Raw genomic sequence first — 26729 nt, forward strand, 5'->3', positions numbered from 1 at the left:
CGAGCTTGCTCGCGAATTCTCAGGGGCAACACGATTTATCTGTGTGCCATCCGATAGTCCGGGCTGCGAAACCGCTCAAGAATGAAGTATTGTTGTGCCCATCCAAAAAACGTCAGAAGCCTTGAACCGTTTCGGCGGTTGTTCAGTGATAGAGGGTGTCATGGGTAACGAAAGCATCAATTGGGACAAGCTGGGTTTTGACTACATCAAGACCGACAAACGCTATCTGTCGTACTTTCGCGATGGCGAGTGGGACAAAGGCACCCTGACCGAAGATAACGTGCTGCACATCAGCGAAGGCTCGACGGCCCTTCACTATGGCCAGCAGTGCTTCGAAGGCATGAAGGCCTATCGTTGCAAGGACGGCTCGATCAACCTGTTCCGCCCGGACCAGAACGCCCTGCGCATGCAACGCAGCTGCGCGCGTCTGCTGATGCCGACGGTCGACACCGAGCAGTTCATCGAAGCCTGCAAAGCCGTGGTTCGCGCCAACGAGCGCTTCATTCCGCCCTACGGCACCGGCGGCGCGCTGTACCTGCGTCCGTTCGTGATCGGCGTCGGTGACAACATCGGCGTGCGCACTGCGCCCGAGTTCATTTTCTCGATCTTCTGCATCCCGGTCGGCGCCTACTTCAAGGGCGGCCTGACCCCACACAACTTCCAGATCTCCAGCTACGACCGCGCCGCCCCACAAGGCACCGGCGCAGCCAAGGTCGGCGGCAACTACGCGGCCAGCCTGATGCCGGGCTCGAAAGCGAAGAAAGCCAACTTCGCCGACGCGATCTATCTGGATCCGATGACCCACACCAAGATCGAAGAAGTCGGTTCGGCCAACTTCTTCGGGATCACCCACGACAACAAGTTCATCACCCCGAACTCGCCGTCGGTTCTGCCAGGCATCACCCGCCTGTCGTTGATCGAACTGGCCAAGACCCGTCTGGGCCTGGAAGTGGTTGAAGGTGATGTGCTGATCGACAAGCTGTCGGACTTCAAGGAAGCCGGCGCTTGCGGTACTGCTGCGGTGATCACCCCGATCGGTGGCATCAGCTACAACGACCATCTGCATGTGTTCCATAGCGAGACCGAAGTGGGTCCTGTGACCCAGAAGCTCTACAAAGAGCTGACTGGCGTGCAGACCGGCGACATCGAAGCGCCAGCGGGCTGGATCGTCAAGGTTTGATCTGACGGCGATTGATGTAGAAAAGCCCTCCACCGAGTGATTGGTGGGGGGCTTTTTTATGGCGTTTGGCGGGGATTGTTGTGTAGGGCTTGAGATCTTTTCCCCCTCACCCCAGCCCTCTCCCCCAGGGGGGCGAGGGGGAAAGGGAGCCGATCTCGGTTGTTCTCAAGACTGAAGTTCGACTCGAGCTTTCAGGTCGATGGATCAAGTCCGAGCACCTCGGTCAGTCCCCTCTCCCTTTGGGAGAGGGTTAGGGTGAGGGGCTTTTGAGCGTTATCCGTTTACCAAGTCGATCAGCAATCCCACTCGCCTGCCCATTCTGCTGCTTACCCATCCGCGCCTGCGTAATCAACCCGGGAATCAACTCCCCCTCCGGCAGATTCTTCCAGAACCGCGCCGGCAAATGCCCCTGCATAACCTTCTCGTTCAACCGCGCTGGATTAAAGATGTGGCTGTAATAGGTCAGCCAAAGATCACCATGAGGATCATCGACGTTCTGCGCCAACTGCTGCCATTCCAGCGGGCATTGCCGTTGATGGATCAGTTGCTCGCCATCGTAATAGACCCCGTCACGCGGGGTGGCGATCAACCAGCGATGGCGACCCATCCGCCCGATGAAATGCTCACTGGCGCTGTGCAGAATGTCGTGGGCCGGCTCATGCCAAGCCACATATTGCGGACCCGCGCTGGATGAAGGCCGCTCGATGAAACGTACAAATGCGTGCAGGTGATGGGCCTCCCGATGCACTTGTTTGATCCGTCGCTGCAACTCGCTGCCGAGTTTGTCCCCGGCCATCATCGCGGTACGGTCGCCGTGGCTGACGCGCCACAGCACTTCATACAGCAAACTCCAGCGTTGATCACCGCGATAACGCGAGGCCTGTTCCAGAGTGTCGAGCAGCGCTCGCGGAATACGTGCCTGAAATGGCCCCTGCCCTTCGGGCACCGGCTCATCACTGGCAAACAGATCACCCACACCTTGCGAGGCCCAGCTCACCAGACTCGGATCGACTTCATGGCTCAGCAGCCAGCGCGCCTGCTGGCGCCAGGTGTCGAACAGGTCGTCGCAATCGAGATTGATCATCCCCACAACCCCATCTGTTGCGGCATCGGCCGGTCACGCAATTGCTGATAAAGCATATGGCTGGTGACCTCGGCCTGCTGCGGGTGATAGTCGCTGGTGATGATGAACGGCTTGGCCTTGGCCAGCACGCAGCGCATACGCGCGACGTCTTCGTAACGGATGCGCCGCTGGCGGCGCAGCTCGACCAGTCGTTCGGTGGTGCGCAAGCCGATACCGGGAATACGCGCAATCAGGGACGCTTCGGCACGGTTCAGATCGAGCGGAAACACTTCGCGGTTCTGCAACGCCCAGGCCAGTTTCGGGTCGATGTCCAGCGCAAGATTACCCGGCCCCTTGAGCAATTCATCAGCACTGTAGCCGTAGCTGCGCAGGAGAAAATCGGCCTGATACAAACGGTGTTCGCGCATCAGCGGCGGCGCGGCCAGTGGCACGCTTTTCGGGCTGTCGGGGATCGGGCTGAAGGCCGAATAGTAGACCCGGCGCAAACGGAAGTTGCCGTACAAGGCCTGGGCGCTGTGGAGGATGGTGCTGTCATCGGTGTCATCGGCGCCGACAATCAGTTGCGTGCTCTGCCCGGCCGGGGCGAATTTCGCCGAGCGCGGTTCGTTCAGCACGGTCTGCACGCCGGTGTAGATGGTGTTCATCGCCTGTTTGATCGAAGTGATGTCCTTCTCCGGTGCCAGCACTTGCAGGCTGGCATCGGTGGGCAGTTCGATATTGACGCTCAGGCGATCGGCGTAGCGGCCCGCCTCTTCAATCAATGCCGGATCGGCTTCGGGAATGGTCTTGAGATGGATGTACCCGCGAAACTCATGCTCTTCACGCAGCAGCTTCGCCACCCGCACCAGTTGCTCCATGGTGTAGTCCGCCGAGCGAATGATGCCGGAACTGAGAAACAGCCCGCTGACGCAGTTACGCCGGTAGAAATCCATGGTCAGCGCCACGACTTCCTCGGGGGTGAAGCGAGCGCGCGGAACATCGCTGGAGCGGCGGTTGACGCAATACTGGCAATCGTAAAGGCAGAAATTGGTCAGCAGAATCTTCAACAACGACACGCAGCGCCCGTCCGGCGTGTAGCTGTGGCAGATGCCCATGCCATCGGTCGAGCCCAGGCCGCTCTTGCCCTCGGAGCTGCGCTTGGGCGCGCCGCTGCTCGCGCAGGAGGCGTCGTACTTGGCGGCGTCGGCGAGGATGCTCAGCTTGTCGATGATTTGCATGGCGCGGGCCCTATACTGTTTGCATATACAGTATAGGGCCGACAGCGGTGATACAAGGTGGCAGATGCACCCCTCGTCGGCCAGAAGGTCAAGATCAAAGATCGCAGCCTTCGGCAGCTCCACATGGATTGGGTACGGTCGAGATTTATCGGGTGTACGCGATTCCTGTAGGAGTTGCCGCAGGCTGCGATCTTTTGATCTGCCCGTCTACCGGCCACTCAACGCCAAACCGCGCACCGATCTCCTTGCGCCCCAGCGCCGTCAACGCCAGCGCCCGACTGTCCAGATCCTGGGTCACCCACTTGCGCTTCAACGCGGTCTGCAACAGCGCCGCCCCCAGCGAACCACCGAGATGCGGCCGGCGCATGCTCCAGTCCAGGCACGGGCAGGCAAACTTGCGGCGCAGGGTGGTCAAATCATGCACATCGATACCCAGCCCGAGAAACAGCGCCTCCCCGCTTTCACTCAAGCGATACGCCTGCTCGTCGGTTGCCACCAACCAACCGCCCTCGAGCAAACGGTCATGCAGCATCACCGCCAGCGTCCCGGCCATGTGGTCATAGCAGGTGCGCGCAAATTGCAGGCGATCCGGGGTGTGCGCCTTGAACGTTGGCGCGGCGTTCTGGCCAATCACCATCAACGCTTCCAGCGCCTGCGCCACGCGCTGATCGGCTAGGCTGTAATAGCGATGACGGCCCTGCACATGCAGGCGCAGCAGTGCCAGGTCCTTGAGTTTCGCCAGGTGCACGCTGGCGGTCGAGGCGCTGACTTCGGCGATCGTCGCCAATTCAGTGCTGGTGCGGGCGTGGCCGTCCATCAGCGAACAGAGGATTTTCGTTCGCGCCGGCTCGGCGATGGCGGCGGCCACTTGGGAAACGCCGATGTCTTGATGTTCTGCGTGCATAGTTCGCTCCCGGACGAATCATCGTCGTTGCGCAGTGGAGATAGTAGCAACACTTTCCCCGCCGACAAGGATGCAAACCATGAACCCGATCAGCGCCGCAACGCACGCCGATCCTTATCCCTACTACGCCGAACTGCGCGCAGCAGGTGGACTGACGTTTCATCCAGAGCTGAAACTGTGGGTCGCCAGCAGTGCCCGGGCGGTGTGTGCGGTGTTGGCCCACGCGGATTGCCGGGTGCGTCCGGCGCAGGAGCCAGTGCCCAAAGCGATTACAAAAGGCATGGCCGGCAAAGTCTTCGGCCAACTGATGCGGATGAATGACGGTGAACGCCAGCGCTGCCCGCGCGCTGCCATTGAGCCTGAGTTGGCCTCGCTCGACCTCGAGGCCGTCGACAGATTGGTCGCCGCGCGGCTGATCACAGCGGACGCCGACGGGGTGTACAAGGCAATGCTTCGTGGCCCGGTGTGCGTGGTCGCGGCGCTGCTGGGGTTCACCCCGGCGCAAGCGCGGGCGATCAGTGAATTGACGGCGGATTTCGTTGCCTGCCTGTCGCCGTTGAGCAATGACCTGCAACTGGCCGCAGCAGAGGCGGCGGCTGAACAACTGCGCGGTGACTTCATCGAATTGCTCGCCGAGCCGGCCAGCCCGTTGCTCAGTGCAATCCAACAGCGCTTCACTGGCGATGAGGAAACCTTGATCGCCAACCTGATCGGCCTCTGTTCACAGACGTTCGAAGCCTGCGCCGGCCTGATCGGCAATACGCTGCTAGCGCTACGTCGGCAGCCAGCGTTGCGCGGCGAATCCATCGAAGCACTGCTCAACGAAGTCCAGCGCTTCGACCCGCCCGTGCAGAACACCCGGCGCTTTGTCGCCGCGTCCTGTGAGATCGCTGGAGTACGTGTCGAAACGGGCGATGTGATTCTAGTGCTGCTGGCCTCGGCCAATCGAGATCCGGCGCTCAACGAACAGCCGGAGCAGTTTCTGCCACAGCGCGCCAACCGCCGCAGTTTCAGTTTTGGCAGTGGTCGGCATCAGTGTCCGGGGCAAGCGCTGGCGATGAGTATTGCCGGGGCGACGGTGAGGGAAATAATCAGGCATGACATCGACCTGAATCGTCTGAACTGGCACTACAAGCCTTCGCTCAACGGGCGCATTCCAGTGTTCAGCGATGTGGGCGCCTGACAGTCCGTCTTCGCGAGCAAGCTCGCTCCCACATGAGTTATCGGGTGATCGCAATAGTGTGCACACCCGATAACCCTGTGGGAGCGAGCTTGCTCGCGAAGAGGCCAGCCCAGTCACTGAAAATGCTGGCTCAAGCCGCCCACTGCAAAATCAGCCAGCTGTTAGCGCCGCTGATCACCACAAACAACCCCCAGGCCAGCACCCGGGTAGGCCAGCGATTCACAAACGGCCCCATCAGTTGTTTGTCGTTAGTCATTCGAATGAGTGGATACAAGGCAAACGGCAACTGCAGACTCAACACCACCTGACTCAACACCAGCAATTTGCCGATCGCGTTATCGCCCATCAGCCACACGCCGACGAATGCCGGAATCAACGCCAGTCCGCGAGTAATCAAGCGCCGCTGCCAGCACGGGATCCGCAGGTTCAGATAACCCTCCATGATCACCTGGCCGGCGATGGTGCCGGTGAAGGTCGAACTCTGCCCCGATGCCAGCAGCGCAACGCCGAACAACACGCTGGCCAGCGCCCCACCGACCAGCGGATCGAGCAAGTGGTAGGCGTCCTGAATGTCCACCACGTCGGTGTGCCCGGACTGGTGGAACGCTGCCGCCGCGAGAATCAGAATCGCCGCGTTGACCAGCAACGCCAGGGCCAGCGAACCGATGGTGTCGATGCGCGCCAGTTTCACCGCGTCCTGCTTGCTGGCGAGGTCCTTGCCGATCATCCGCGTCTGCACGATCGAGGTGTGCAGGTAGAGGTTATGCGGCATCACTGTCGCACCGAGAATACCGATGGCCAGGTACAACGGAGCCGCTTCGCCAATCGCCGCCAGCGACGGTTTGAAACCTTGGGCGACGTCCGGCCAGTAGGGTTTGATCAGCAGCAGTTCAACGAAGAAACACACGCCGATGGTCGCGACCAATACCAGCATGATTGCTTCCAGACGGCGGAAACCGCGATTTTGCAGGGCCAGCACCAGCAAGGTGTCGAACGCGGTCAGGGCGATGCCGAAGGTCAGCGAACAGCCGAGCAACAAATGAAACGCCAGCGCACAACCCAGCACTTCAGCCAGATCGGTGGCGATGATCGAGATTTCCGCCAACACCCACTGCAGCCGTGCGGTCGGCGTGCTGTAGCGCTCGCGGGACAATTGCGCCAGGTCGCGCCCGGTGGCGATGCCCAGCCGCGAGCACAGGCACTGCACGACCATGCCCGCCAGACTCGCCAGCAACACCACAAACAACAGGCTGTAACCGAAGCGTGAACCGGCCTCGATGGCGGTGGCCCAGTTGCCCGGGTCCATGTAGCCAATCGACACCAGCAAGCCGGGGCCGGCGAAACGCAGCACGCGCTTGAAGAACGAGGCGCTGGGATCCACCGCAACACTGCCGGCCACTTCCGGCGGGCAAAACGGCGCGGTGGCGATTTTGGGCAAACTGAATTTCACGCACACATCCAGAAACAAGTCGGAAAGGCGCAGCTTAGAGGTTTCAGCCGGAGCCTTGAAGTGCAAAAGAATCTATCGACTCACCCCCAACAACTGTTCACGCAACTCCGGACTGCGCGTGCGCGGATCCAGCCAGATATCAAAAAATGCCCGGGCAAACAGCGGGTCATTGATCTCATGCTGCAACTGCTGACCGACAAAAAACCGCGCGCCCTGCCCCGGCAGATACACCCCGGTAATCCGCGTGCCGGCCTGCACATCGACAAACGATTGCTGCATCTGTACCTGCCACCCGGCCAATTGCGCCGGGCTGACGCGGGCACCGGCCAGCCGTTTGATTTCGTCGACGCTGGCCTTGACCAGATCATCGCGGGAGATGTTGCGGCGGTAGATCAACTCCAGCGCAAATGGCTGACCGTCGACCAAGGGCCGCGCGGCACTCCACAATCGCGCGTTGTAGACATCGAAACCGAACACGCTGTAATCGCCGGTGCCAATGATCTGCGCGCCGGGCACGGCGTCCTGCCAATTGGCCCAGGTCGGCGTCAGCAACAACGCCCACAAGCCGATGCCGCAGCATCCTCGCACCAGCTTCGGTGTTCTTCTCATCGCGGCATCGACTCCGGTAAACCCTGATACACACAGCATAGCCGGGTATCGCCCCCGTTACTTTGTATACAAAAACTGCGCACATAGGCAGCAATCGCCGATCGACAATGCTACCGTGGCCTACCCTCAACGGACGGAGACACCTGCGTGCTGATCCTCAAACTGCTGCTGATTCCCGGTTTTCTGCTGCTGATATCCCTGGCGGGCAAACGCTGGGGGCCGAGCGTGGCCGGGTGGCTGTCGGGATTGCCGGTGGTGGTCGGGCCGATTCTGTTTTTCCTCGCCATCGAGCAGGGTCCGGCGTTTGCCGCACAGTCAGCGGTGGCGGCGTTATCGGCGATGTTCGCGATGATTGCGTTCTGCATCATCTACGCACAGGTCGCGCAACGGGCGAACTGGCCGCTGGCGTTGGCGGCGTCGCTGTCGGTGTGGGCCGTGATTGCTTGGGTGTTGTCGCTGATCCCGGCGTCGCTGCCGTTTTCGGTGGCAGCGGCGGCGGTTGCGTTGTTGGCATCGCCGTATCTGTTTCCTGCGGTACAACCGGTGCTCAACGGTCCGGCGCCGAAGTCGGACAAACTGATCTGGCGAATGATCGCCGGTGCCGCGTTGACCCTGCTGGTGACGATGCTGGCCAGCACCGTCGGCGAGCGCTGGAGCGGTTTGCTCGCGGTGTTCCCGGTGCTCGGCAGTGTAATGGCGGTGTTCTCGCAACAGACGCGCGGCCCGGCATTTACCGCCGCATTGTTACGGGCGACGGCGACCGGCATGTATTCGTTCTCCGCGTTTTGTCTGGTCTCGGCACTGACCTTGCCGAGCATGGGACTGAGTGGATTCGCCGTCGGTGTCGCGGTGTCGGTGGCGATGCTCGGCGTGACCAAACGCCTGTTGGCCCGTCCGCTGGCGAAAGCGCAGGCGCAGTAACCGGTCAGACGATTCGCGCTGGAACGCCCGCCCCCCTCCGTGGGATGATCGCCCGCCTCGCGCGACCATCCACCGGAGATTCACATGTCATTGTTGAGCAAAAAAGCCGTCGTCCTGCTGGTGGCGGCCCTCGCCGGTTTCGGCGCCCTCCACGCGCAAGCGGCCAAGAAAAATGCCGGCACCGAGAAAGTTTCGATGCTCGAGGGCAAGTTCACCTTTGTGTTGCCTAAAGGTTTCGTCGCCGACCCGCTGCCGACCAGCCCGAGCGGAACCAAAGGCACGATGTACACCAATGAAGCGACGAAGACCGTGGTCATTACCGCTGAAAACCAGATTCCCGAAGGCCAGCACGTCAAGGATAACGACGGGCAGTTCCTCGACAGCACCGTCTCGAGTTTCATCGACGACCAGCGCAAGGCCCTGCCGGACTTCAACAAACTCAGCGAAAAAAGTCTGACCCAGAAAGGCACCGGCCTTGGCCTGCGCCAGGTCGACAGCACCGCGACCCAGGGCGGTGGCCAGACCCTCAACACCACGCTGATGGCCGGCTCCGGGACGAAAATGGCGCTGGTGCAGGTGATCTCCCGCGCCAGCGACAAGAAAGGTCACGATGCTTTGGTGAAAACCATCCTCAAGGATTGAGCTGCTGCAGCCAGCCATTCAAGTCGCGCAGCTCGGCCGCACTGATACTGTGGCCGACGCCGGGATAGGCATGAAACTGCGGTTTGTAGCCCAGCTTCTGTAGCTGCGCATTGGCCTCGGTGCCGTCGTGGTAGGGCACCCGATCATCGGCGGTGCCGTGGCCGATAAAGATATTCAGCGGCAACGGCTGCTGCTGGCCTTTGAGTTCAGCTTTCAACACTGGCAATAAACGCCCGCTCAACGCAGCGATCCCGCCGACAGCGACTGGCGGCCGCAGCCCCACCTCGTAGGTCATCATCGCGCCCTGGCTGAAGCCGATCAGGTACACCTTGCTCGGGGTGGTGTGATATTTCTGCGCCGCTTGCGCGACAAAGTCGCGCAGCTTCTGCCCACTGACCTTCAGATCATCGGTCTCGCCGTTGTAGGCACCTTCGCCTTTCTTGCGAAACCACTGGAAACGTCCTTCACCCAATGACAACGGTGCCTGCACCGACAGGTAGTTGTATTGCGCCGGCAGTTGGAATTTCATGCCGATCAGATCGGCTTCGTTACTGCCGTAGCCGTGCAGGAAAATCACCAACGGACGCGTCTCGGCGTCGGCGTGCACCTGTTCGATGTACTTGAGCGGCAGATCGGATTGCAGCGTGGTTTGCGCCTGCACGGCGCTGGACGCCAGCAGGGTCAAGAGAGCAAAGACCTTCAACATAGAGCCTTCCTTCACGGAGAGTCGGGTTCGGGGGGAGCCTAACATCCTGCGGCGAGGATCAACATGTTGGGGGCTGCTGATGGCCCCTTCGCGAGCAAGCTCGCTCCCACATTGGAAATACATTCCCCTGTAGGAGTGAGCCTGCTCGCGATGAGGCCATTAGCCCCAACGGAGATCCCGTCAGTCGTTAGTCAGTTTCCCGGTACGAAACGCCACCCGCCCCGCCACTTTCGCCTGCCAGATCCCCGGCTCGGTATAACGCCCACGATCCAGCGCAAACAGCACGCCACTGGTGCCGGCGCGCACGGTGGTCACGCGATCCTGCAACGGATCGACCACCTCGAACAACGCATCGCCCTGCTCCACCCACTCGCCAGCATTGCGCAGAAAACTCACCACGCCATGGTGCGGTGCGAATAGGTATTCGGTGCCCTCGAACGGCAGACCTTCGCAGCACTCACTTGGCGCTGCCGGCCACTCGCCGCCGATGAAACCCTGCTCGGCAAGAAAGCCGAGGATCGCCTCACAATTGGCCTGCGCCTGATCGACCCGGGTATCGCCCATGCTGCCCAGTTCCAGCGTGGTCGCCAGATTCGCCGCCGGAATCGCAGCGTTAGGGAACGCCCGCGCCAGACGCAGCCACGGCGTCGAGCAGGACTCATCGAACGAGCTGCCGCCGGAATCCTCACACAGCAATGCCACGCCAGCCTTCAAACGTGCGGCCAGCGATTGCCACTGTGGCCAGTGCTGTGGCAGCGCGTACAGGTGAATCGCCGCGTCGAAATCGCAATGCAGATCGAGGGTGATGTCGGCATCGCAGGCATGGCGCAGCAACAGGCGATGCAAGGCTTCCAGTTGCGAGGCCGGCGCCGGCAGTTCATCGAATACCTGGCCCATGGTTTGGCGGATCAGTGCCACGTTGGCCTCGGCATCAGTGCCCAGACGCTCACCGATCAACGCCCCGACCGGCGCACTGAGTTCGACGAAGGCGCGGTTGAAATTCTTGCCGCTGCCCAGTTCGAAGCGGCCCATGTGCGCGCCTTGCACATGTTGATCGAGGCCGATCGGGTTGGCCACCGGCACCAGCTCGATCACGCCCTGCAAACGGCCTTGCTGTTCCAGTTCATTGAGGCGTTGCTTGAGTTCCCACGCGGTGCGCATGCCCGGCAGTTCATCGGCGTGCAGGCTGGCCTGGATGTACACCTTGCGGGTGCCCGCGCCATAGCGAAACACGCTGAGCGAGCGCTCGCTGCCCAAGTGGCTCCAGGGCAGAACATGGTCGATGCGTTGCATGGGAAGACTCCTGCAGTCTGGTAGATCTGGATCAATGAGATCCCTGTGGGAGCGAGCTTGCTCGCGAATGCAATTTGACAGTCAATAAAGATGTTGAATGTTAAACCGTATTCGCGAGCAAGCTCGCTCCCACAGGGATCTCCATCTGTAGAAAGAAAGCATAAAAAAAGTGGCCACCGCGCAAACGGGGCCACTTTTTTCTACGGCGTATTAATGGCCGTACACGTCAAAGTCGAAGTACTTGTCCTGGACTTTCTTGTACTCGCCATTGGCGCGGATTTCGGTGATGGCTTTGTTGAATTGCTCGGCCAGCGCGGTATCGCCCTTGCGCACCGCAATGCCGGCGCCGCCGCCGAAGTACTTGGCGTCTTCGTAGGTTGGGCCAACGAATTCAAAACCTTTACCCGCGTCGGTTTTCAGGAAACCGTCGCTCAGGTTGACCGAGTCAGCCAGCATCGCGTCGATACGCCCGGAAACCATGTCGAGGTTGGCTTCCTGCTGCGAGCCGTAACGCACCAGGTCGATCCCGGCCGGCACCAGCACTTCGGTGGCGTAACGGTCGTGGGTGCTGGCACGCAGCACGCCGACTTTCTTGCCCTTGAGCTCGGTCAGCGGGTCTTTGACACCGGAGCCTTCCTTCATCACGAAGCGCGCCGGGGTGTGGTAGTACTTGATGGTGAAATCGACGTTCTTCTTGCGGTCGTCGGTGATGGTCATCGACGACAGAATCGCGTCGATCTTCTTCACTTTCAGCGCCGGGATCAGGCCATCGAATTCCTGCTCAACCCAGGTGCATTTGACTTTCATCTGCGCGCACAGCGCATCGCCGATATCGACGTCGAAACCGGCGAGTTTGCCGTCAGGGGTTTTCATCGAGAATGGCGGGTAACCGGCTTCGATACCGATGCGGATCGGCTTGGCGTCTTCGGCCACGGCGGTCAGGGACAACATCGACAGTGCCAGGGCACCGAACATCACTAGCTTCTTCATTTATAACTCCTGTGTGCGGAGGCTTTTATTGGCAGCTTTCGATTCAGCGTTCGGTCATGGCCAATTGGCTACAAACACCGAAGTGGCCGGCAGTCTATGGCGGCGCGCACAGGGTAAATTGTGTTTAAGCGACAAATACTTATGAAAGATCGGCGCACCGATTGACCGGGGTCAACGGGTGCGCCGTCGTGGAGCAAGAGCTGTAGGACAAGCGCTTTTTTTGCTCAGGATTTCTCTTAAAAGAACGTCAGCATTCGCAGCCGATGGCGGTTTTGCCGACTTGCTCAACGCTGAGTTGAAAGCCTTCATCCAGCCATCCGCTAACCCCGCCGATCATCTCCTTGACCGGATACCCCAGCGCCGCCAGCTTCACCGCCGCCTTGTTCGCGCCGTTGCAATGCGGGCCGGCGCAATAGACCACGAACAGCGTGGTTTTCGGGTAACTCGCCAGTTCCGCCGCCGTGAGCAAACGGTTCGGGATATTGATCGCGCCCGGCACATGCCCGCGCTCATAGGCCAGCGGCCCGCGTACATCGACCAGGACAAAATCAATCTCGCCGGCCTCTTGGCTACTGAATACGTCGGAACAATCGGTTTCGAAAGTCAGACGATTGCTGAAGTGCATCAGGGCGATCGCCGACGGCGCCGCAGGAATGTCGCGAACCAGGCTGACCATGGGTGTTGCTCCTTTATCTGAACGGGTGTGAACAGACTTTATCGAGCGGTCGCTTGCGGCTACAGTGGCGCACAAGACACTCACCGGGAATTTTCCGCCAAATGCCGACATCACCAGGTCTGGTTGCGATTCTGGCCTACGACGGCCTCTGCACATTCGAGTTTGGCATCGCCGTGGAGGTCTTCGGCCTGACCCGGCCGGAGTTCGATTTCCCGTGGTACACCCACGCCATTGCGGCGGTCGATCAAGGCCCGATGCGCGCCTTGGGCGGCATTCAGGTGCTGGCCGATGGCGGTCTGGAATTGTTGGCCGAGGCGCGCACCATCATCATTCCCGGCTGGCGCGACCGTAACGCGGCGGTGCCTCCAGCATTGATCGACGCGTTGCGTCAGGCCCATGCCCGGGGCGCGCGGTTGCTATCGATCTGCTCCGGTGTATTTGTGCTGGCGGCCACCGGTTTGCTCGACGGCCACGGCGCCACCACCCATTGGCGTTACACGACGGAACTGGCGCAGCGCTTCCCGGCGATTGCCGTCGATCCGGACGTGCTTTATGTCGACTCCGGGCAATTGATCACTTCGGCGGGCAGCGCGGCCGGGATCGATGCCTGCCTGCATCTGGTGGCGCGGGACTTCGGCACGCAAGTCGCCAACTCGGTGGCGCGGCGCCTGGTGATGTCGCCGCAGCGTACTGGCGGTCAGGCGCAGTTTATTCCAACCCCGGTCAGCCCGACGCCGCGCAATGATCTGTCGCGGGTGATGCAGTGGGCGCGTGAGCGTTTGCATGAACCGCTGGAGGTACGTGATCTGGCCAGTGAAGCGGCGATGAGTGAGCGTACGTTTCTGCGGCGATTTACCGAGGCCAGTGGGCAGTCGCCCAAGGCTTGGTTGCAGCATGAACGGTTAGCGCGGGCGCGGGAGTTGCTGGAGAGCACGCCGGACAATACCGAGCAGATTGCCGAGCGTTGCGGTTATCGGTCGGTGGAGAGTTTTCGCGTGGCGTTTCGCGGCGTGGTGGGGGTTCCGCCTTCGGTGTATCGGGAGCGGTTTGGGCGCGGCGTGAGGGTTGAATCCTGAGGTGGTTTTGAAGGCGCCTTCGCGAGCAAGCTCGCTCCCACAGTTTGGAATGCGTTCCCCCTGTGGGAGCGAGCCTGCTCGCGAAGGCGCCCAGTCAAACGCAGCATCATTTAGACATCAGCCACAAGGCTACAGCGCCTTGCGCCTTTGCCTACAACTACGCCAGAATCCGCCGGCTTGTGCGGCTTGGGGGCTGCCGGTAACTTGGTTCGCGTCACTGAATGTTCAGTGATCGGGTTTAGTCGCTCGGTTTCATCTCTAGCTTGCAAGCAGTTATTCAGTCTGGCATCTCCATGCCTGCACTCAATGGCGGCTATGCGCAGGGCGCTTTCGAGCGCGCCGGTTTAGCTAGGAGGCCGGTCGACTAACCTGCGTATAGCTGCCACCCAATGTTTAGTCGCAAACGGTGTCAGCCTCATTGAGGTTTCCTAGCATATGTTCAAAATAACGCCGAATCCGCCCGAAACAGACGCGGAAGTCGATCCAAATCCAACGTCCCCCTACTCCGAACCGGGCTCCAGAAAACTCCACGAAGCCGCCGAACGCGCCCTCGACCACTACCTGAAACCCACTCCCCCAGCGCCACCACGCAAACCCAGCACCATGTTCCTCGTCGACCCCAACACCGGCGCCGAAGACCTCATGGCCCACGCCTGCGAATCCATGGCTTCGGCCAGCGTCATGCTCAGCGACTTCGCCGCCCTGCTCGACTCGCCCTACCGCAACACCGTGCTCGGCATCCAGCAAGTGGTCATGCTCGGCGAACTCGCGGTCAACCGCGCCCTCGACAAAATCGAACCCGCCCTGAGGCAATAAACATGTCCATCAAAACCGATGCACAAGTCGTCGCGGCACTGGTGGCCATGGGCTTCAACGAGCGGGACGGACGCTGGGCGCAGAACGCCTGCCTGGTGCTCTTCGAAAGCGAACGCGAAACCATCGTCGCCTCCGCCGTCACCGTGCTTCCCCAACTCGATGAACTGGAAATCGACGCCGTGCTACCCGCACTGCGCCGCGTAACCCGCCGGTTCCCCTCACTGCAAAAAACCGTGGCCGACACACTGGCCGAGATGGCACACGCAGCCTGATTGACCGCGTGATCGTTCTTCGCGAGCAGGCTCGCTCCCACAGTTGTTCGCGGTTACTCGCGGTATTTGAGTACACCGCCGGCCCAATGTGGGAGCGAGCCTGCTCGCGATGGCGTTCTTTCTGCATCGGACGCGTGAGTCACGAAGCTCGAAAATCCGCGAGGATAAAGGGTGTGTGCTCACGCAAGTAAACGTCGACATCGTCCAGCGAGTGCAACGCTTCACTGGATGACTCCACGCGTTCTTCATCGTCATGACGAATGACCGTGACGAAAAAGGTTTCTGCCTGTCGGACCAACGTCGCAGTGCGTTTGACCGGCCGCCCATCCTCCTGAGCAAAGGACATCGCACGTAACGTTTCATTTTGCAGAGCTTCAGACACGTCTGCTTTGAGGGCCTTGCGTTTGGCGAGCAGTTCTTTCGCGGCTACCCAACTGCCAACCGCAGCGGCAGCGGAAACGAAATACATGTAGTTGTAAGTCGATCCTCTGCGCGAGGCATGCCTCTCCACCAGCCAATCGGCAACTTGTGAAACCCACTGCCACACATCCATCGCATTTATTCCCAAGCGTAAAAAACGACCCGGTTTCAATCCTCCCGCGTCAACACTTCCAACAACTCAATCTCAAACACCAGATTCGAATTCGGCGGGATCTTGCCCATCGTCCGTTCGCCATACCCCAGATGCGCCGGCACCAGCAATTTACGTTTGCCCCCCACCTGCATCCCCATCAAACCCTGATCCCACCCCTTGATCACGCGCCCGGTGCCAATCACGCACTGAAAAGGTTTGCCACGGCTGTAGGAAGAATCGAACTCGCTGCCGTCTTCCAGCCATCCGGTGTATTGGGTGGTGATCAGCGCGCCTTTGATGGCGGCTTTGCCTTCGCCGATCTGAAGATCGATTACCTGCAGTTCATCATTCATAACATTCACTCTATTGTTCAGCCGGCCGCCGTTTTCCCAGAAATGCCGGGGATTGGCAACCTGGCAGCGCAGATCAACATGGTATCCGAACCGAGTAATGAAGCATTAACATAGCCAACCGCCACTACTCTACGGATCGACCCGCCATGCTGGCAGCGCCCGAATGACTCTGTTCTGGATCAGCCTTGCCGTGGGCGCGATCATGCTGGCCATCATCGCCCTGCTGCTGTGGCGCGAACGCGATTTGCGCCGGCAGCTCGCGCAGTATCGGGATCTGCTGACTCGGGCCGCCGATGGCCGGAGCATTCAGCAGGACGGCGACGTCGAGCGTTTCAAACGCAGCCAGTACTTTGCGCGCATCGGCACCTGGGACTGGGAAGTCGACACGGATCGGCTGTACTGGTCGGACGCGATTTACGGCATGTTCGGCTTCAAGATCGGCGAGATTACGCCGTCCTATGCGCTGTTCTGTTCCTGCGTCCATCCGGACGATCGCACCAAGGTGCGCGAAGGCGAACTTCGCTGCCTGGAGACCGGCGAAAATCACGATGAGGAATACCGCGTGGTCTGGCCCGACGGCACGATTCGCTGGCTGCGGGAAACCGGCAACGTGGTGCACAACGACCACGACGCTGTGGTGAAAATGATGGGTGTGGTGCGCGACATCACCGAAGAAAAAGCCTCGGCCAGCTACCTGCAACACCTCGCTCACTTCGATCCGCTGACCGGCCTGCCCAATCGTCTGGTGCTGGAACAACGCTTGTCCGAAGCACTGGATCACGCGCGGCAGACCGAAACTCGCGTAGCGCTGGTATTCGTCGACCTCAACGGTTTCAAAACCATCAACGACCGCTATGGCCATGCCGCCGGCGACCGCGTGCTGATCACCACGGCCACGCGGCTGAAACGCATCCTGCGCGCCACCGATACGGTCGCGCGCATTGGCGGCGATGAGTTTGTGGTGATCCTGCAAGACCTGGCGCCGAGCCTGAGTTTGCAGGACGAAGCGCGCAGCATTTGCCAGAAAATCTTCATCGAACTGTCGCCCCCGATCAGCATCGGCAACGACCAGCGCCACATCGGCACCAGCCTTGGCGTGGCGGTGTTTCCGGATCATGCGACGGCTATGGATCGCTTGCTGCACATTGCCGATCTGGCGATGTATGAGGCCAAGCGCAGTGGCAATAATCAGTATCGGTTGGGGGGTGGGCAGGTGATGAATCACGTTCGGGTCGAGTAGCTCGATCAGTCCGCAGGCAGGCCAAACGGAACGCCATTGAAGGTATGCGTGCAGCAACGGCAATGAGGCTTCATCTCTTCGACACTCAGCTGCGGATTGACGATTTGCAGCTGCTTTTGCTCATCGACGAACAGGCCGTTGAAGTAGGCCGACTCGCCCAGTCGCACAATGTCCTTGCGATCGTCTTCGTGGATGGCAACCATCCAGAACACCGGCTCTGGCCGATCAAGGCGAGATACCGCTTCGCTGAAAATCTCATCCCAATGACCGCCGACGCGAGATAACAGAAAACGAAACAACGGCGTGTAGTCGTAGCCGTGGTGTTTGATGCCATGCATCGAGCCGCGCGTGGCCTCGCTGCGGCTTTGCGCTTTGGTGTTTCGTTGATCACGGTAGTGCCCGCCGGGGTTGTTGCGCCAGACATTGTGGGCGGTGGTGTTTTCTTTGCGATACAGCGGTTTCTTTTCCAACCTGTTGCTCCTGACTTCCCTTCACTCGAAACGCCCCAAGGGTTTTACCCGAACGGCGCTCGATTGCAATCAACCGTCCTTGGCTGATTGTTGCCGGAGGTTTAACGCGGGACCGGTTTCATCTCGACAATCGTCCCGTTGGTGATCATCACCATGACGTACTGGTCATTGATCTGTACCCACTGCGCCTGCTCAACAGGTTTTTTCAGGCCCTTGGTTTTCCAATCGATGGCTTTTTCACTGCGCTGATAAATATCCGGGGCGCGGTCGTTGACCTTCAATTCGCGGTCGCTGGTCGGCGATTGCACGGCTTGTTCATTTGAGGTTTGCGCCGCTTGAACAAGTGGGCTGATCCCGGCAATGCCGGCGACGAGGGCCAGGCTGGCGATTAGGGTTTTGCTGTTCATCGGTGAACCTCCAGAGATGTGTGCTACCTGAACTCGGACTGCCGGGTCCGGGAATCATTCCTTGTTTTTTTGCCGGGGCAGACTGGAGGATTGTAGTTGTCAGTTGGGCCGCTATCGCGAGCAGGCGCAGGCCTACAGATTCCGTGGTGTAAGCAGAATGTTCAGTTGCCACGAAAACCTGTGGGAGCGAGCCTGCTCGCGAAGGGGCCGGCACATTCGACATCTTCATTGCTTGGGCCACCGCTTTCGCGAGCAGGCTCGCTCCCACAGGTTTATTCAGGGCGACTCTGGATTGATCCACTTTACACATCAATCCATGCCAATAATGCAATTAACATCCTGTTACACCTGCGCCACCATCCACCTCAATAAAAACCGTGCGCCGCCCTCCCGTCGCGCACGTCATAAAAGCGGTGGAGTACTTTTCTATGACAGCCTCAATCCCTCACAGCGGCTCGCGGGCCGGTGCCATTTTCCGGGTGACCTCGGGCAACTTCCTCGAACAGTTCGATTTCTTCCTGTTCGGCTTCTATGCCACGCAGATCGCGGCGGTGTTCTTTCCGGCGAGCAGTGAGTTCGCCTCCCTGATGATGACCTTTGCGGTGTTCGGCGCAGGCTTTTTGATGCGTCCGCTGGGCGCCATCGTGCTCGGTGCGTACATCGATGATGTCGGTCGGCGTAAAGGTTTGATCGTCACCCTGTCGATCATGGCCAGCGGCACGATATTGATCGTGCTGGTGCCCGGTTACGAAAGCATCGGCCTATTTGCGCCGGCACTGGTGTTGATCGGGCGCTTGTTGCAAGGCTTCTCGGCCGGTGCGGAATTGGGCGGTGTGTCGGTGTATCTCGCCGAGATCGCCACGCCGGGCCGCAAAGGTTTCTTCACCGCTTGGCAGTCGGCCAGTCAGCAAGTGGCGATCATCGTCGCCGCCGCTTTGGGCTATGCGCTGAACGCGTGGATGGCGCCGGATGTGGTGGCCGATTGGGGCTGGCGGATTCCGTTTTTCGTCGGTTGCATGATCGTGCCGTTTATCTTTTTCCTGCGCCGTAACCTGGCGGAAACCGAAGAGTTCGCCGCACGCAAACACCGCCCGAGCATGGGCGAAGTGTTCCGCACCCTCGGCCAGAACTGGGGCGTGGTACTCGGCGGCATGTTGATGGTCGCGTTGACCACCACCGCGTTTTACCTGATCACCGTGTACGCGCCGACTTTCGGCAAAACCGTGCTGCACCTGAGCACCTCCGATGCACTGTTGGTGACGCTGCTGGTCGGTGTGTCGAACTTCTTCTGGTTGCCGATTGGCGGCCTGTTGTCGGATCGTATCGGCCGGCGTCCGGTGCTGATCGCCATGTCGCTGCTGGCCCTGGCCACGACCTATCCGGCGCTGTCGTACCTGGTGCAGGCGCCGAGCTTCAGCCACATGTTGCTGTCGCTGTTGTGGCTGTCGTTTATCTACGGCTTGTACAACGGCGCGATGATTCCGGCGCTGACCGAGATCATGCCGGTCGAAGTGCGGGTTGCCGGTTTCTCCCTCGCCTACAGCCTGGCCACCGCCATTTTCGGCGGTTTCACCCCGGCGATGTCGACCTTCCTGATTCAGTACACCGGCGACAAAGCCGCGCCGGGTTACTGGATGAGCATCGGTGCGCTATGTGCCTTGTGCGCCACTCTTTATCTGTACCGCCGTGCCGGTGGTCGTCTGCAACCTGTCGCGGCCTGAGGAAAACTCGCCATGAAAAAACTGTTTACTGTCTCCGCCCTGCTCGCCGGTCTCGCGTTCAACCTCGCGGCCCAGGCCGAAGAATTGAGCGTGATGACCTCCGGCGGCTTCACCGCCGCCTACAAGATTCTCGGGCCGAAATTCGCCGCCGCCAGCGGCAACACCCTGACCACCAGCCTCGGCCCATCGATGGGCAAAGCCCCCGAAGCGATCCCTAATCGCCTCGCGCGCGGTGAACACGCCGACGTGGTGATCATGGTCGGCTATGCCCTCGATGACTTGATCAAGCAAGGCAAGGTCGACCCAGCCTCGCGCGTTGAGCTGGCCGATTCGCGGATCGGCCTGGTGGTGCGTGAAGGCGCGCCGAAACCGGACATCAGCAGTGTCGACGGCCTGAAGAAAACCCTGCTCGACGCACAATCGGTGGCCTACTCCGACAGCGCCAGCGGCGTCTACATCGAGCAGCAGTTGTTCAAGAAACTGGGGATCGAAGATCAACTGAAACCGAAGGCCAAGATGATTGCGAAAATTCCGGTCGGCTCGGTGGTTGCCACTGGCGACTATCAACTGGGCTTCCAGCAGGTCAGCGAATTGCTGCCGGTGCCGGGCGTGAGTTTCGTGGCGAAGATTCCGGAATCGGTACAGTCGGTGACGCGTTTTGCCGCTGGGATTCCGGTCGGCGCACAGCATCCTGAAGAAGCCAAAGCCCTGCTCGCCTACCTCGCCGCGCCGTCCGCACAAGCTGACGTGCAAGCCACCGGACTGGATTCGGTCAAGCGTTGACAATTGGCGGCTGGACTTTCATTTCCACCACCAGCCGCTCCAGTTCCAATGCCGCCGGGGTCAGCGTGCGACCCCGGCGCTTGATGATGCCGACACTGCGCATCACTTGCGGGTCGGTCAGCGGCACCCGCGTCAGGATCGGATGATCCGGCCCCGGCATAGCCATCAGCGGCACCGCCGCCACCCCCAACCCCGCCTCCACCAGACCGATCATCGTCGTCACATGCCGGGTTTCGCAGATACTCGGGCGCTGCGGCACCACCGTGCTCAACGCCTGATCGAGCAGAAAGCGGTTGCCGGAGGTCTTGTCGAGCGAGATGTAATCCTGCTGATAGAACTCGTCCCAGGTCACGCTGCTGCGCCCGGCCAACGGGTGATCGCGGCGACAAGCGACGACGTAGCACTCCTGCACAAGCGGTTCGAACTCGACTTTGGCATCCTGCGTGCCAAGGAAACTCAAGCCGAAATCCGCCTCGCCGTTGACCACCGCACTCAAGACATCGTGCGCACTGGAGTCGAGCACTTTGACTTTGATGCGTGGGAATTGCTGGTGATAGCGCGCAACCACGCGGGGCATGAAGTAGTACGCCGCCGAAGGCACGCAGGCGACGGTGACATGGCCCAAACGGGTCGATGCGACTTCGCTGATGCCCAATAACGCCACGTCGAGATCATCCAGCAAACGCTCGACGCTGGGCATGAAGCCGCGTCCGGCCTGGGTCAGGCTGACCTTGCGTGTGGTGCGTTCGAAAAGTTTGACGCCGAGGGCGTCTTCAAGCTTTTCAATGCGCCGGCTTAGCGCCGGTTGCGACAGGCGCACGGTGTCGGCGGCCTTGCGAAAACTGCCCTGCTCGACCACGGCGCGAAAGGCTTGCAGGTCGTTGAGGTCGAAGTTGATGGCCATGGCGGGACTCGGGGGATTGATTCGTAGAGGTTATGAATGTAACCAATTGATGCCAATTATTATAGAAACGATGAAAATCCCCTGTGGGAGCGAGCTTGCTCGCGAATGCGATCTACCAGTGACAAACCTGTTGACTGACACTTCGCTTTCGCGAGCAAGCTCGCTCCCACATTGGATCTCCAGTGGCCTATAGGTCTTGGTAACCCTTATCCTTGTCACCCCCGCCGTACCGTTGTCAGGAGTAACCCCCCATGCCCCATGAAGGCAATCTGTTGCAAGCCGCTGTCGTCTTTCTGTTCGCGGCCGTGCTCACCGTGCCTTTGGCCAAACGTCTGCAACTGGGCGCCGTGCTCGGTTATCTGTTTGCCGGGGTGATCATCGGTCCTTCGGTGCTGGGCCTGATCGGCAACCCGCAAAGCGTCGCGCATATTTCCGAACTGGGCGTGGTGTTGCTGTTGTTCATCATCGGCCTTGAGCTGTCGCCGCGACGTTTGTGGGTGATGCGTAAATCGGTGTTCGGCGTTGGTCTGGCGCAGGTGCTGCTGACCGCTTCAGTGATCGGCGTGCTGGCGCTGTCGGTGTTTGGTCAACCACTGAACAGTGCGATTGTGCTCGGCCTCGGTCTGGCCCTTTCCTCGACGGCATTCGGTCTGCAAAGTCTGGCCGAGCGCAAGGAACTGACCAGCCCCCATGGGCGACTGGCGTTTGCGATTCTGTTGTTCCAGGACATCGCCGCGATCCCGTTGATCGCACTGGTGCCGATGCTGGCGGGTGGTGCTCACGACACCAGCAACGCCGAGAGTCTGAACCATGCGTTGCAGGTGCTCGGCGGCATCGCGGTGGTCGTGGTCGGTGGGCGTTATCTGTTGCGTCCGGTGTTCCGCGTGGTGGCGAAAACCGGTCTGCCGGAAGTGTCGACGGCCACGGCGTTGCTGGTGGTGATCGGCACGGCGTGGTTGATGGATCTGGTCGGTGTGTCGATGGCGCTGGGGGCGTTTCTCGCCGGTTTGCTGTTGGCGGATTCGGAATATCGCCATGAGCTGGAAGCGCAGATCGAGCCGTTCAAAGGGTTGCTGCTCGGGCTGTTTTTCATCAGCGTCGGCATGGGTGCCAACCTCAGCTTGCTGCTCAGCGCGCCGATCACCGTGTTGGGGCTGACGCTGCTGTTGATCGGGCTGAAATTACCGCTGCTGTTCATCGTCGGACGCCTGGCCGGGGGCTTGAACAAGGTCAGTGCGATTCGCCTTGGCATCGTGCTGGCGGCCGGTGGTGAGTTCGCTTTTGTGGTGTTCAAGATCGGTCGCGATCAGGGCCTGTTTGAGCCGCGCCTGTATGACCTGCTGGTGCTGACCATCACCTTGTCGATGGCGGTCACGCCATTGTTGCTGTTGATCTGCGCGCGGCTGGTCAGCCCGAAAGTGCAGCCGGTGGAAGTGCCGGAAAAATACCGCGAGATCGACACCGACACTCCGCGTGTGGTGATCGCCGGCATGGGCCGGATGGGCCAGATCGTCGCGCGGATTCTGCGGGCGCAGAACATCAAGTTCGTTGCGCTGGACACCTCGGTGGAGACCATTGAACTGTCGCGCAGCTTCGGCGGTGTGCCGGTGTTCTACGGCGACCCGATGCGCCCGGAAATTCTCAATGCGGCCAAGGTGGGCGAGGCGGAATATTTCGTGATTGCCACGGATGATCCGGAGACCAACATCAAGACCGCCGAGGTGGTGCGCAAGCTGTATCCGCACATGAAGATCATCGCCCGGGCGCGTAACCGTCAGCATGTGCACCGTTTGGTGGATGTTGGCGCGGAGGCGATTCGAGAGACCTATTATTCGAGTCTGGAAATGAGCCGGCGCACCTTGGTGGGACTTGGTTTGACCCAAGCCCAGGCCGATGCGCGGATCAAGCGCTTCAAGCATCACGACGAACAAGTGCTGGAGGCGCAACACGCGGTCTACGACGACGCGGCGAAAGTCCTGCAAACCGCCCAGGAAGCCCGGGCGGAACTGGCGCGGTTGTTTGAATCCGACCAGCTGGAAGAAGAATCCCGCAACACCTGAGCCACACCCGATTGTTCCCACGCTCCGCGTGGGAATACAGCCCGGGACGCTCTGCGTTCCAATTCGCGAGCTGGAACGCGGAGCGTCCCTTGAGGCATTCCCACGCGGAGCGTGGGAACGATCATCTTGCCAAGGTCAGACCAGTTCCAGTTCCAGCACTTGCTTGACCGGCGCCACCTCAAACCGGTCCGCCAGAAACGGGGTGATATCCAACGGCAACGGCTCATCGTTGACCAGTTTGTCCAGCAACACACCGGTAATCGCCGAGGTCAGAATGCCGGTACGGAAGTGGCCGCAGGCATTCAAATACCCTTCCACCCCACGCATGGGCCCGAGAATCGGCAACTCATCCGGCGAACCCGGACGCAAACCCGCCCAGGTGCGTTTCAGATTGACGTCCTTGAGTTCCGGCAGGCAGCGCACTGCGCCCTGCACCAGCCCGGCGATTTCCGGGTAGGTGGTGGTGACGTCGAAGCCTTTGTCTTCGGTGGTGCTGCCAATCAGGATCTCGCCGTTGTCCTTCTGCGCCACGTAGCAGTCGCTGGTGGTCAGGCAGCCGTTGAGAATCTTCGGCATGCGCTCGGTGAGCAGAATCTGGCCCTTCACCGGTTTCACCGGGATGCGAATACCCGTCGCCCATTCACTCAGATCTGCCGCCCAGGCACCGCCGGCGTTGATCAGCGTCTTGCAGTGGAACACGCCCTCCTCGGCCGTCTGCACACCGGTGACGCGACTGCCGTGATGCAACACACCGGTGACGTTGGTGTTGACGAAGATGTCGACGCCGTTCTGCCGCGCGCCTTCCATGTAGGCATCGGCGAGGCGGAACGGGCTGACCTGGTGGTCGCAGAGAAACTCCAGCGCCCCGCGTGCTTCATGGCTGACGCTCGGTTCAGACTCGCGTAGCGCCGCCTGATCGAGCCAGCGCACCTGATCGGCCAGGTGCGGAATGCAGCCGACGATGTGCTCGGCGTAGAGCCGGTCTTCATCGTCGTAAATGACGAATTTCAACCCGGTCTTTTCGAACTTGAAATCCATCCCGTGGTTGTCTTTCAGCTCTCGGTGCAATGCCGGGTACAGCGCGTTGGACTGCAGGGCAAAATCGAAGAACGACTCCGGCAGAATGTGCGGCGTGCTCGCGTCCACCGCCACCGCCGCGCCTTGGGTTTCGCGCTTGCGGTTGGCCGACATCATGCGGAAGAAAATCACCCCGCAACCGAGGCCGACCGACTCACCGATCGCCCACAAACCTCCGGCCGAAGCACGGGTAGCGTTGCCCGGGCGCTTGGCATCGATCAGCGCCACTTTGAGGTTTTTGCGCTTGGACAATTGATAGGCGCAGGACGCCCCGATCACGCCGCCGCCGGCAATGATCACGTCGTAGAACTTACTCATGGGCAGCGGCCTCCGTGCCAACGGACTGGAACGCGGAAAAAGGAATCGGATCAATCGGAAAACGCGGGCGCAACCAACCGACGTCCTTGCGCCCGGTAGCCTGACGCAAGCGATCGCTGCAGTAGCCGACGCACATGCGCCCCTGGCAATCGCCCATGCTCACGCGGGTGCGCATTTTCAGGCTGGCGATGTCTTGCACGCCTTGCTCCAGCGCCAGGTCGATGTCGGCGCGGGTGGCGTGCTCGCAACGGCAGATCACCGTGTCAGCGGCAGGCAATGCGGTCTGGCCGACGCCGCGTTCGGTGTAACGATCGACGGCAGCGCGAAAGCGCACGATGGCTTTGAGTTTGCTCAAGTAGCGGTCGCGACGCACACGCGCCAGCTCCTCTTCGAGCACGCCGCGTTGCAGCAGAATCGAGGTTGCGGCGATCTTGCCGGCGAGCATCGCCGCTTCTCCACCGCGAATCCCGCCCATGTCACCGGCCAGATGCACGTGCGGCTCATTGCTTTGCTGCCAGACGTTCGCGTTGGCGCGCAGATAACCGTCATCGCTGAAGCCGTGATCCAGGCCCATCTGCTGACTCAGTTGGGTGCGCGGAATAAAGCCATAACCGACCGCGAGGGTCTTGGCTTCGAAGCGCTCGACGCGGCTCATGTCCGGTTCCCACGTGGCCGAGTAAGGCGCGACGCTGACGCTTTTCAGCTCGCCCTCGCCATGCGCCTCGACCACGCCCCAGCCGTAGTTCATCGGGATGCCGTGCAGTTTCAGGTAGGCGAGCATGCTCAAACCATCGAGAAACAATTGCGGTTTGTTCAGCAGCGCCAGACTTTCGCGGGCAATCTTGCCGAACGCGCACGCCTCATACACGCCCGCGACGCTGACGCCCGACGCATGCAACTGCGTCGCCACCAGCGGCAGCAACGGCCCGGTGCCGGCGATGATCACCGGCCCTTGCGGCTTGACCACGCCGCTTTTGATTTGCAGTTGCAGACCGCCGAGCATGATCACCCCCGGCAAGGTCCAGCCGGGAAACGGCACGCTGCGTTCATGACAACCGGCAGCCAGGAGCAATTGCGGATACTCGATCTCGTGTAACTGCTCGTCGCCATCGAGCACCACCAGCGCGCGGGTGCCTTCGGCGCCGACCACGCGATGGTTGAGGCGCACGTCGATCAGCCCGGCCTGCTCCTGAAAATCACCGTGCAGTTTGCCCAGTGCTTCGGAGTAACGCGGGCCGAGATAATCCAATTGCACGCCGTCACGCAACGGCCCGCGATAGACCACGCCGCCGAGTCGCGAAGCTTCTTCGAGCAAGGTGCAGCGCACGCCGTGGCGCGCCAGTTCGATGGCCGCCGCCATCCCCGCCGGGCCGCCGCCGACGATGACCGGTTGCTGGCTCATACGATCACCTCTTGCGTGGTGATGCGGTTGACCTGGGTTTCAATCTCCATGCCGTCGCGCACCACGGTCTGACAGGCACGGCGTTTGTGCCGGCCATTGATTTTCACCAGGCAGCACTGGCACACGCCCATGCCGCAATAGGCGCCGGTGATCTGGTCGTGATCGTTGCGCGCGATCTGGCGTAGGCCGAGTGATTGAATAACGCTGAGGACGGTTTCGCCGATGGCGGCGGTGACCGCTTGACCGTTGATGTGGACGGTCATATCCGCCTGCGCCAACGGCTGAATATCGAAGGTTCTTTCTTGGCAGTGCATTGCTATGTTCATCCGTGAGAGTTCGGTTGAGGTGGTGTCAGCTCCTTGCTGCACTACACCGGGTCGACGCGTTTATTGTGGCTGTGA

General features: G+C 60.6%; 28 protein-coding genes. 11 read left to right on the plus strand and 17 right to left on the minus strand.

Features of this window, described 5'->3' with window-relative positions:
- Positions 1 to 160: 160 nt before the first annotated feature.
- On the plus strand, positions 161 to 1180 hold the full coding sequence (locus tag BMY54_RS27175) for a branched-chain amino acid aminotransferase (RefSeq protein ID WP_007915073.1): 1020 nt from the start codon (positions 161 to 163) through the stop codon (positions 1178 to 1180).
- A gap of 250 nt (positions 1181 to 1430) precedes the next feature.
- On the opposite strand, the gene BMY54_RS27180 is transcribed toward BMY54_RS27175, so the two are convergent.
- From BMY54_RS27180 to BMY54_RS27190, 3 genes are all read right to left on the minus strand, one after another.
- Positions 1431 to 2264: a TIGR03915 family putative DNA repair protein gene (locus BMY54_RS27180; RefSeq protein WP_093440970.1), complete on the minus strand. Its 834-nt coding sequence runs from the start codon at positions 2262 to 2264 to the stop codon at positions 1431 to 1433.
- A complete protein-coding gene (locus tag BMY54_RS27185) occupies positions 2261 to 3481 on the minus strand; it encodes a putative DNA modification/repair radical SAM protein (protein ID WP_093440974.1) in 1221 nt (406 codons plus the stop codon). Before BMY54_RS27185 ends, BMY54_RS27180 begins: the two co-directional genes overlap by 4 nt.
- Positions 3482 to 3626: 145 nt before the next feature.
- Positions 3627 to 4385 (minus strand): ArsR/SmtB family transcription factor, encoded by a 759-nt coding sequence (locus BMY54_RS27190; protein WP_093440977.1) that lies wholly within the window; start codon positions 4383 to 4385, stop codon positions 3627 to 3629.
- 79 nt (positions 4386 to 4464) lie between these two features.
- Between BMY54_RS27190 and BMY54_RS27195 the strand changes: the two genes are divergently transcribed.
- Positions 4465 to 5568, plus strand: a complete 1104-nt coding sequence (locus tag BMY54_RS27195) for a cytochrome P450 (protein ID WP_093440981.1) — start codon at positions 4465 to 4467, stop codon at positions 5566 to 5568.
- Between the two features lie 130 nt (positions 5569 to 5698).
- Here BMY54_RS27195 and BMY54_RS27200 read toward each other — a convergent pair whose 3' ends face one another.
- Together BMY54_RS27200 and BMY54_RS27205 are read right to left on the minus strand one after the other, a co-directional pair.
- The gene (locus BMY54_RS27200) at positions 5699 to 7018 is read right to left on the minus strand and encodes an Nramp family divalent metal transporter (RefSeq protein WP_093441251.1); all 1320 of its coding nucleotides are present in this window, start codon (positions 7016 to 7018) and stop codon (positions 5699 to 5701) included.
- Positions 7019 to 7090: 72 nt separating this feature from the next.
- Complete coding sequence (locus BMY54_RS27205; RefSeq protein ID WP_093440984.1) at positions 7091 to 7627, minus strand: chalcone isomerase family protein; 537 nt, start codon at positions 7625 to 7627, stop codon at positions 7091 to 7093.
- 147 nt (positions 7628 to 7774) lie between these two features.
- On the opposite strand from BMY54_RS27205, the gene BMY54_RS27210 reads away from it, so the two are divergent.
- Both BMY54_RS27210 and BMY54_RS27215 read left to right on the plus strand, forming a co-directional pair.
- Positions 7775 to 8548, plus strand: a complete 774-nt coding sequence (locus BMY54_RS27210) for a hypothetical protein (RefSeq protein ID WP_093440988.1) — start codon at positions 7775 to 7777, stop codon at positions 8546 to 8548.
- Between the two features lie 84 nt (positions 8549 to 8632).
- Positions 8633 to 9190 (plus strand): DcrB/PsbP domain-containing protein, encoded by a 558-nt coding sequence (locus tag BMY54_RS27215; protein ID WP_093440992.1) that lies wholly within the window; start codon positions 8633 to 8635, stop codon positions 9188 to 9190.
- Here the strand turns inward: BMY54_RS27215 and BMY54_RS27220 are convergent.
- The 4 genes from BMY54_RS27220 to BMY54_RS27235 all read right to left on the minus strand — a co-directional run bounded on the left by BMY54_RS27220 (position 9180) and on the right by BMY54_RS27235 (position 12855).
- The gene (locus BMY54_RS27220; protein ID WP_093440996.1) at positions 9180 to 9896 is read right to left on the minus strand and encodes an alpha/beta hydrolase; all 717 of its coding nucleotides are present in this window, start codon (positions 9894 to 9896) and stop codon (positions 9180 to 9182) included. The two genes, BMY54_RS27215 and BMY54_RS27220, sit on opposite strands and share 11 nt — an antisense overlap.
- Positions 9897 to 10076: 180 nt before the next feature.
- A complete protein-coding gene (locus BMY54_RS27225; protein WP_093441000.1) occupies positions 10077 to 11189 on the minus strand; it encodes a M14 family metallopeptidase in 1113 nt (370 codons plus the stop codon).
- 210 nt (positions 11190 to 11399) lie between these two features.
- On the minus strand, positions 11400 to 12179 hold the full coding sequence (locus tag BMY54_RS27230; RefSeq protein ID WP_016984244.1) for an ABC transporter substrate-binding protein: 780 nt from the start codon (positions 12177 to 12179) through the stop codon (positions 11400 to 11402).
- Positions 12180 to 12426: 247 nt separating this feature from the next.
- Positions 12427 to 12855, minus strand: a complete 429-nt coding sequence (locus BMY54_RS27235; protein ID WP_093441005.1) for a rhodanese-like domain-containing protein — start codon at positions 12853 to 12855, stop codon at positions 12427 to 12429.
- A 101-nt stretch (positions 12856 to 12956) separates the two neighbouring features.
- Here BMY54_RS27235 and ftrA point away from each other — a divergent pair, with 101 nt between their 5' ends.
- From ftrA to BMY54_RS27250, 3 genes are all read left to right on the plus strand, one after another.
- The gene (ftrA, locus tag BMY54_RS27240; protein WP_093441009.1) at positions 12957 to 13931 is read left to right on the plus strand and encodes a transcriptional regulator FtrA; all 975 of its coding nucleotides are present in this window, start codon (positions 12957 to 12959) and stop codon (positions 13929 to 13931) included.
- Between the two features lie 435 nt (positions 13932 to 14366).
- Positions 14367 to 14747 carry a DUF6124 family protein gene (locus BMY54_RS27245; RefSeq protein ID WP_093441014.1) on the plus strand — a complete coding sequence of 127 codons (381 nt, stop codon included), beginning with the start codon at positions 14367 to 14369 and terminating at the stop codon, positions 14745 to 14747.
- 2 nt (positions 14748 to 14749) lie between these two features.
- Positions 14750 to 15019: a hypothetical protein gene (locus tag BMY54_RS27250; RefSeq protein WP_016984248.1), complete on the plus strand. Its 270-nt coding sequence runs from the start codon at positions 14750 to 14752 to the stop codon at positions 15017 to 15019.
- Positions 15020 to 15158: 139 nt separating this feature from the next.
- Here BMY54_RS27250 and BMY54_RS27255 read toward each other — a convergent pair whose 3' ends face one another.
- Complete coding sequence (locus BMY54_RS27255; RefSeq protein WP_256573982.1) at positions 15159 to 15611, minus strand: hypothetical protein; 453 nt, start codon at positions 15609 to 15611, stop codon at positions 15159 to 15161.
- Positions 15608 to 15946, minus strand: coding sequence for an FKBP-type peptidyl-prolyl cis-trans isomerase (locus BMY54_RS27260; RefSeq protein WP_093441024.1), 339 nt, complete (start codon positions 15944 to 15946; stop codon positions 15608 to 15610). Before BMY54_RS27260 ends, BMY54_RS27255 begins: the two co-directional genes overlap by 4 nt.
- A 163-nt stretch (positions 15947 to 16109) precedes the next feature.
- On the opposite strand from BMY54_RS27260, the gene BMY54_RS27265 reads away from it, so the two are divergent.
- The gene (locus BMY54_RS27265; protein ID WP_093441029.1) at positions 16110 to 17186 is read left to right on the plus strand and encodes a sensor domain-containing diguanylate cyclase; all 1077 of its coding nucleotides are present in this window, start codon (positions 16110 to 16112) and stop codon (positions 17184 to 17186) included.
- Between the two features lie 5 nt (positions 17187 to 17191).
- Here BMY54_RS27265 and BMY54_RS27270 read toward each other — a convergent pair whose 3' ends face one another.
- Positions 17192 to 17656: a hypothetical protein gene (locus BMY54_RS27270; RefSeq protein WP_093441034.1), complete on the minus strand. Its 465-nt coding sequence runs from the start codon at positions 17654 to 17656 to the stop codon at positions 17192 to 17194.
- Between the two features lie 101 nt (positions 17657 to 17757).
- Positions 17758 to 18063, minus strand: a complete 306-nt coding sequence (locus BMY54_RS27275) for an RcnB family protein (protein ID WP_093441038.1) — start codon at positions 18061 to 18063, stop codon at positions 17758 to 17760.
- 428 nt (positions 18064 to 18491) lie between these two features.
- Here BMY54_RS27275 and BMY54_RS27280 point away from each other — a divergent pair, with 428 nt between their 5' ends.
- Together BMY54_RS27280 and BMY54_RS27285 are read left to right on the plus strand one after the other, a co-directional pair.
- Positions 18492 to 19784 carry an MFS transporter gene (locus tag BMY54_RS27280; protein ID WP_093441043.1) on the plus strand — a complete coding sequence of 431 codons (1293 nt, stop codon included), beginning with the start codon at positions 18492 to 18494 and terminating at the stop codon, positions 19782 to 19784.
- 12 nt (positions 19785 to 19796) lie between these two features.
- Entirely contained in the window at positions 19797 to 20567 is a 771-nt protein-coding gene (locus BMY54_RS27285) for a substrate-binding domain-containing protein (RefSeq protein WP_093441047.1), read from the plus strand.
- Here the strand turns inward: BMY54_RS27285 and BMY54_RS27290 are convergent.
- Positions 20557 to 21471 (minus strand): LysR family transcriptional regulator, encoded by a 915-nt coding sequence (locus tag BMY54_RS27290; RefSeq protein ID WP_093441051.1) that lies wholly within the window; start codon positions 21469 to 21471, stop codon positions 20557 to 20559. The genes BMY54_RS27285 and BMY54_RS27290 overlap by 11 nt on opposite strands.
- Positions 21472 to 21722: 251 nt before the next feature.
- On the opposite strand from BMY54_RS27290, the gene BMY54_RS27295 reads away from it, so the two are divergent.
- Positions 21723 to 23531, plus strand: a complete 1809-nt coding sequence (locus BMY54_RS27295) for a monovalent cation:proton antiporter-2 (CPA2) family protein (protein WP_093441057.1) — start codon at positions 21723 to 21725, stop codon at positions 23529 to 23531.
- Positions 23532 to 23666: 135 nt separating this feature from the next.
- Here the strand turns inward: BMY54_RS27295 and hcnC are convergent, their stop codons facing one another.
- From hcnC to hcnA, 3 genes are read right to left on the minus strand one after another with little or no spacing between them, the layout of a single operon-like run.
- Positions 23667 to 24926 (minus strand): cyanide-forming glycine dehydrogenase subunit HcnC, encoded by a 1260-nt coding sequence (gene hcnC / locus BMY54_RS27300; RefSeq protein ID WP_093441061.1) that lies wholly within the window; start codon positions 24924 to 24926, stop codon positions 23667 to 23669.
- The gene (gene hcnB / locus BMY54_RS27305; protein ID WP_093441066.1) at positions 24919 to 26328 is read right to left on the minus strand and encodes a cyanide-forming glycine dehydrogenase subunit HcnB; all 1410 of its coding nucleotides are present in this window, start codon (positions 26326 to 26328) and stop codon (positions 24919 to 24921) included. The genes hcnC and hcnB overlap by 8 nt, the downstream gene beginning before the upstream one ends.
- Positions 26325 to 26642 carry a cyanide-forming glycine dehydrogenase subunit HcnA gene (gene hcnA / locus BMY54_RS27310; protein ID WP_093441069.1) on the minus strand — a complete coding sequence of 106 codons (318 nt, stop codon included), beginning with the start codon at positions 26640 to 26642 and terminating at the stop codon, positions 26325 to 26327. Before hcnA ends, hcnB begins: the two co-directional genes overlap by 4 nt.
- Positions 26643 to 26729: the final 87 nt, after the last annotated feature.

Origin of the sequence: Pseudomonas sp. ok266 (assembly GCF_900110195.1) — a bacterium.
Taxonomy (GTDB): Bacteria; Pseudomonadota; Gammaproteobacteria; order Pseudomonadales; family Pseudomonadaceae; genus Aquipseudomonas; species Aquipseudomonas neuropathica.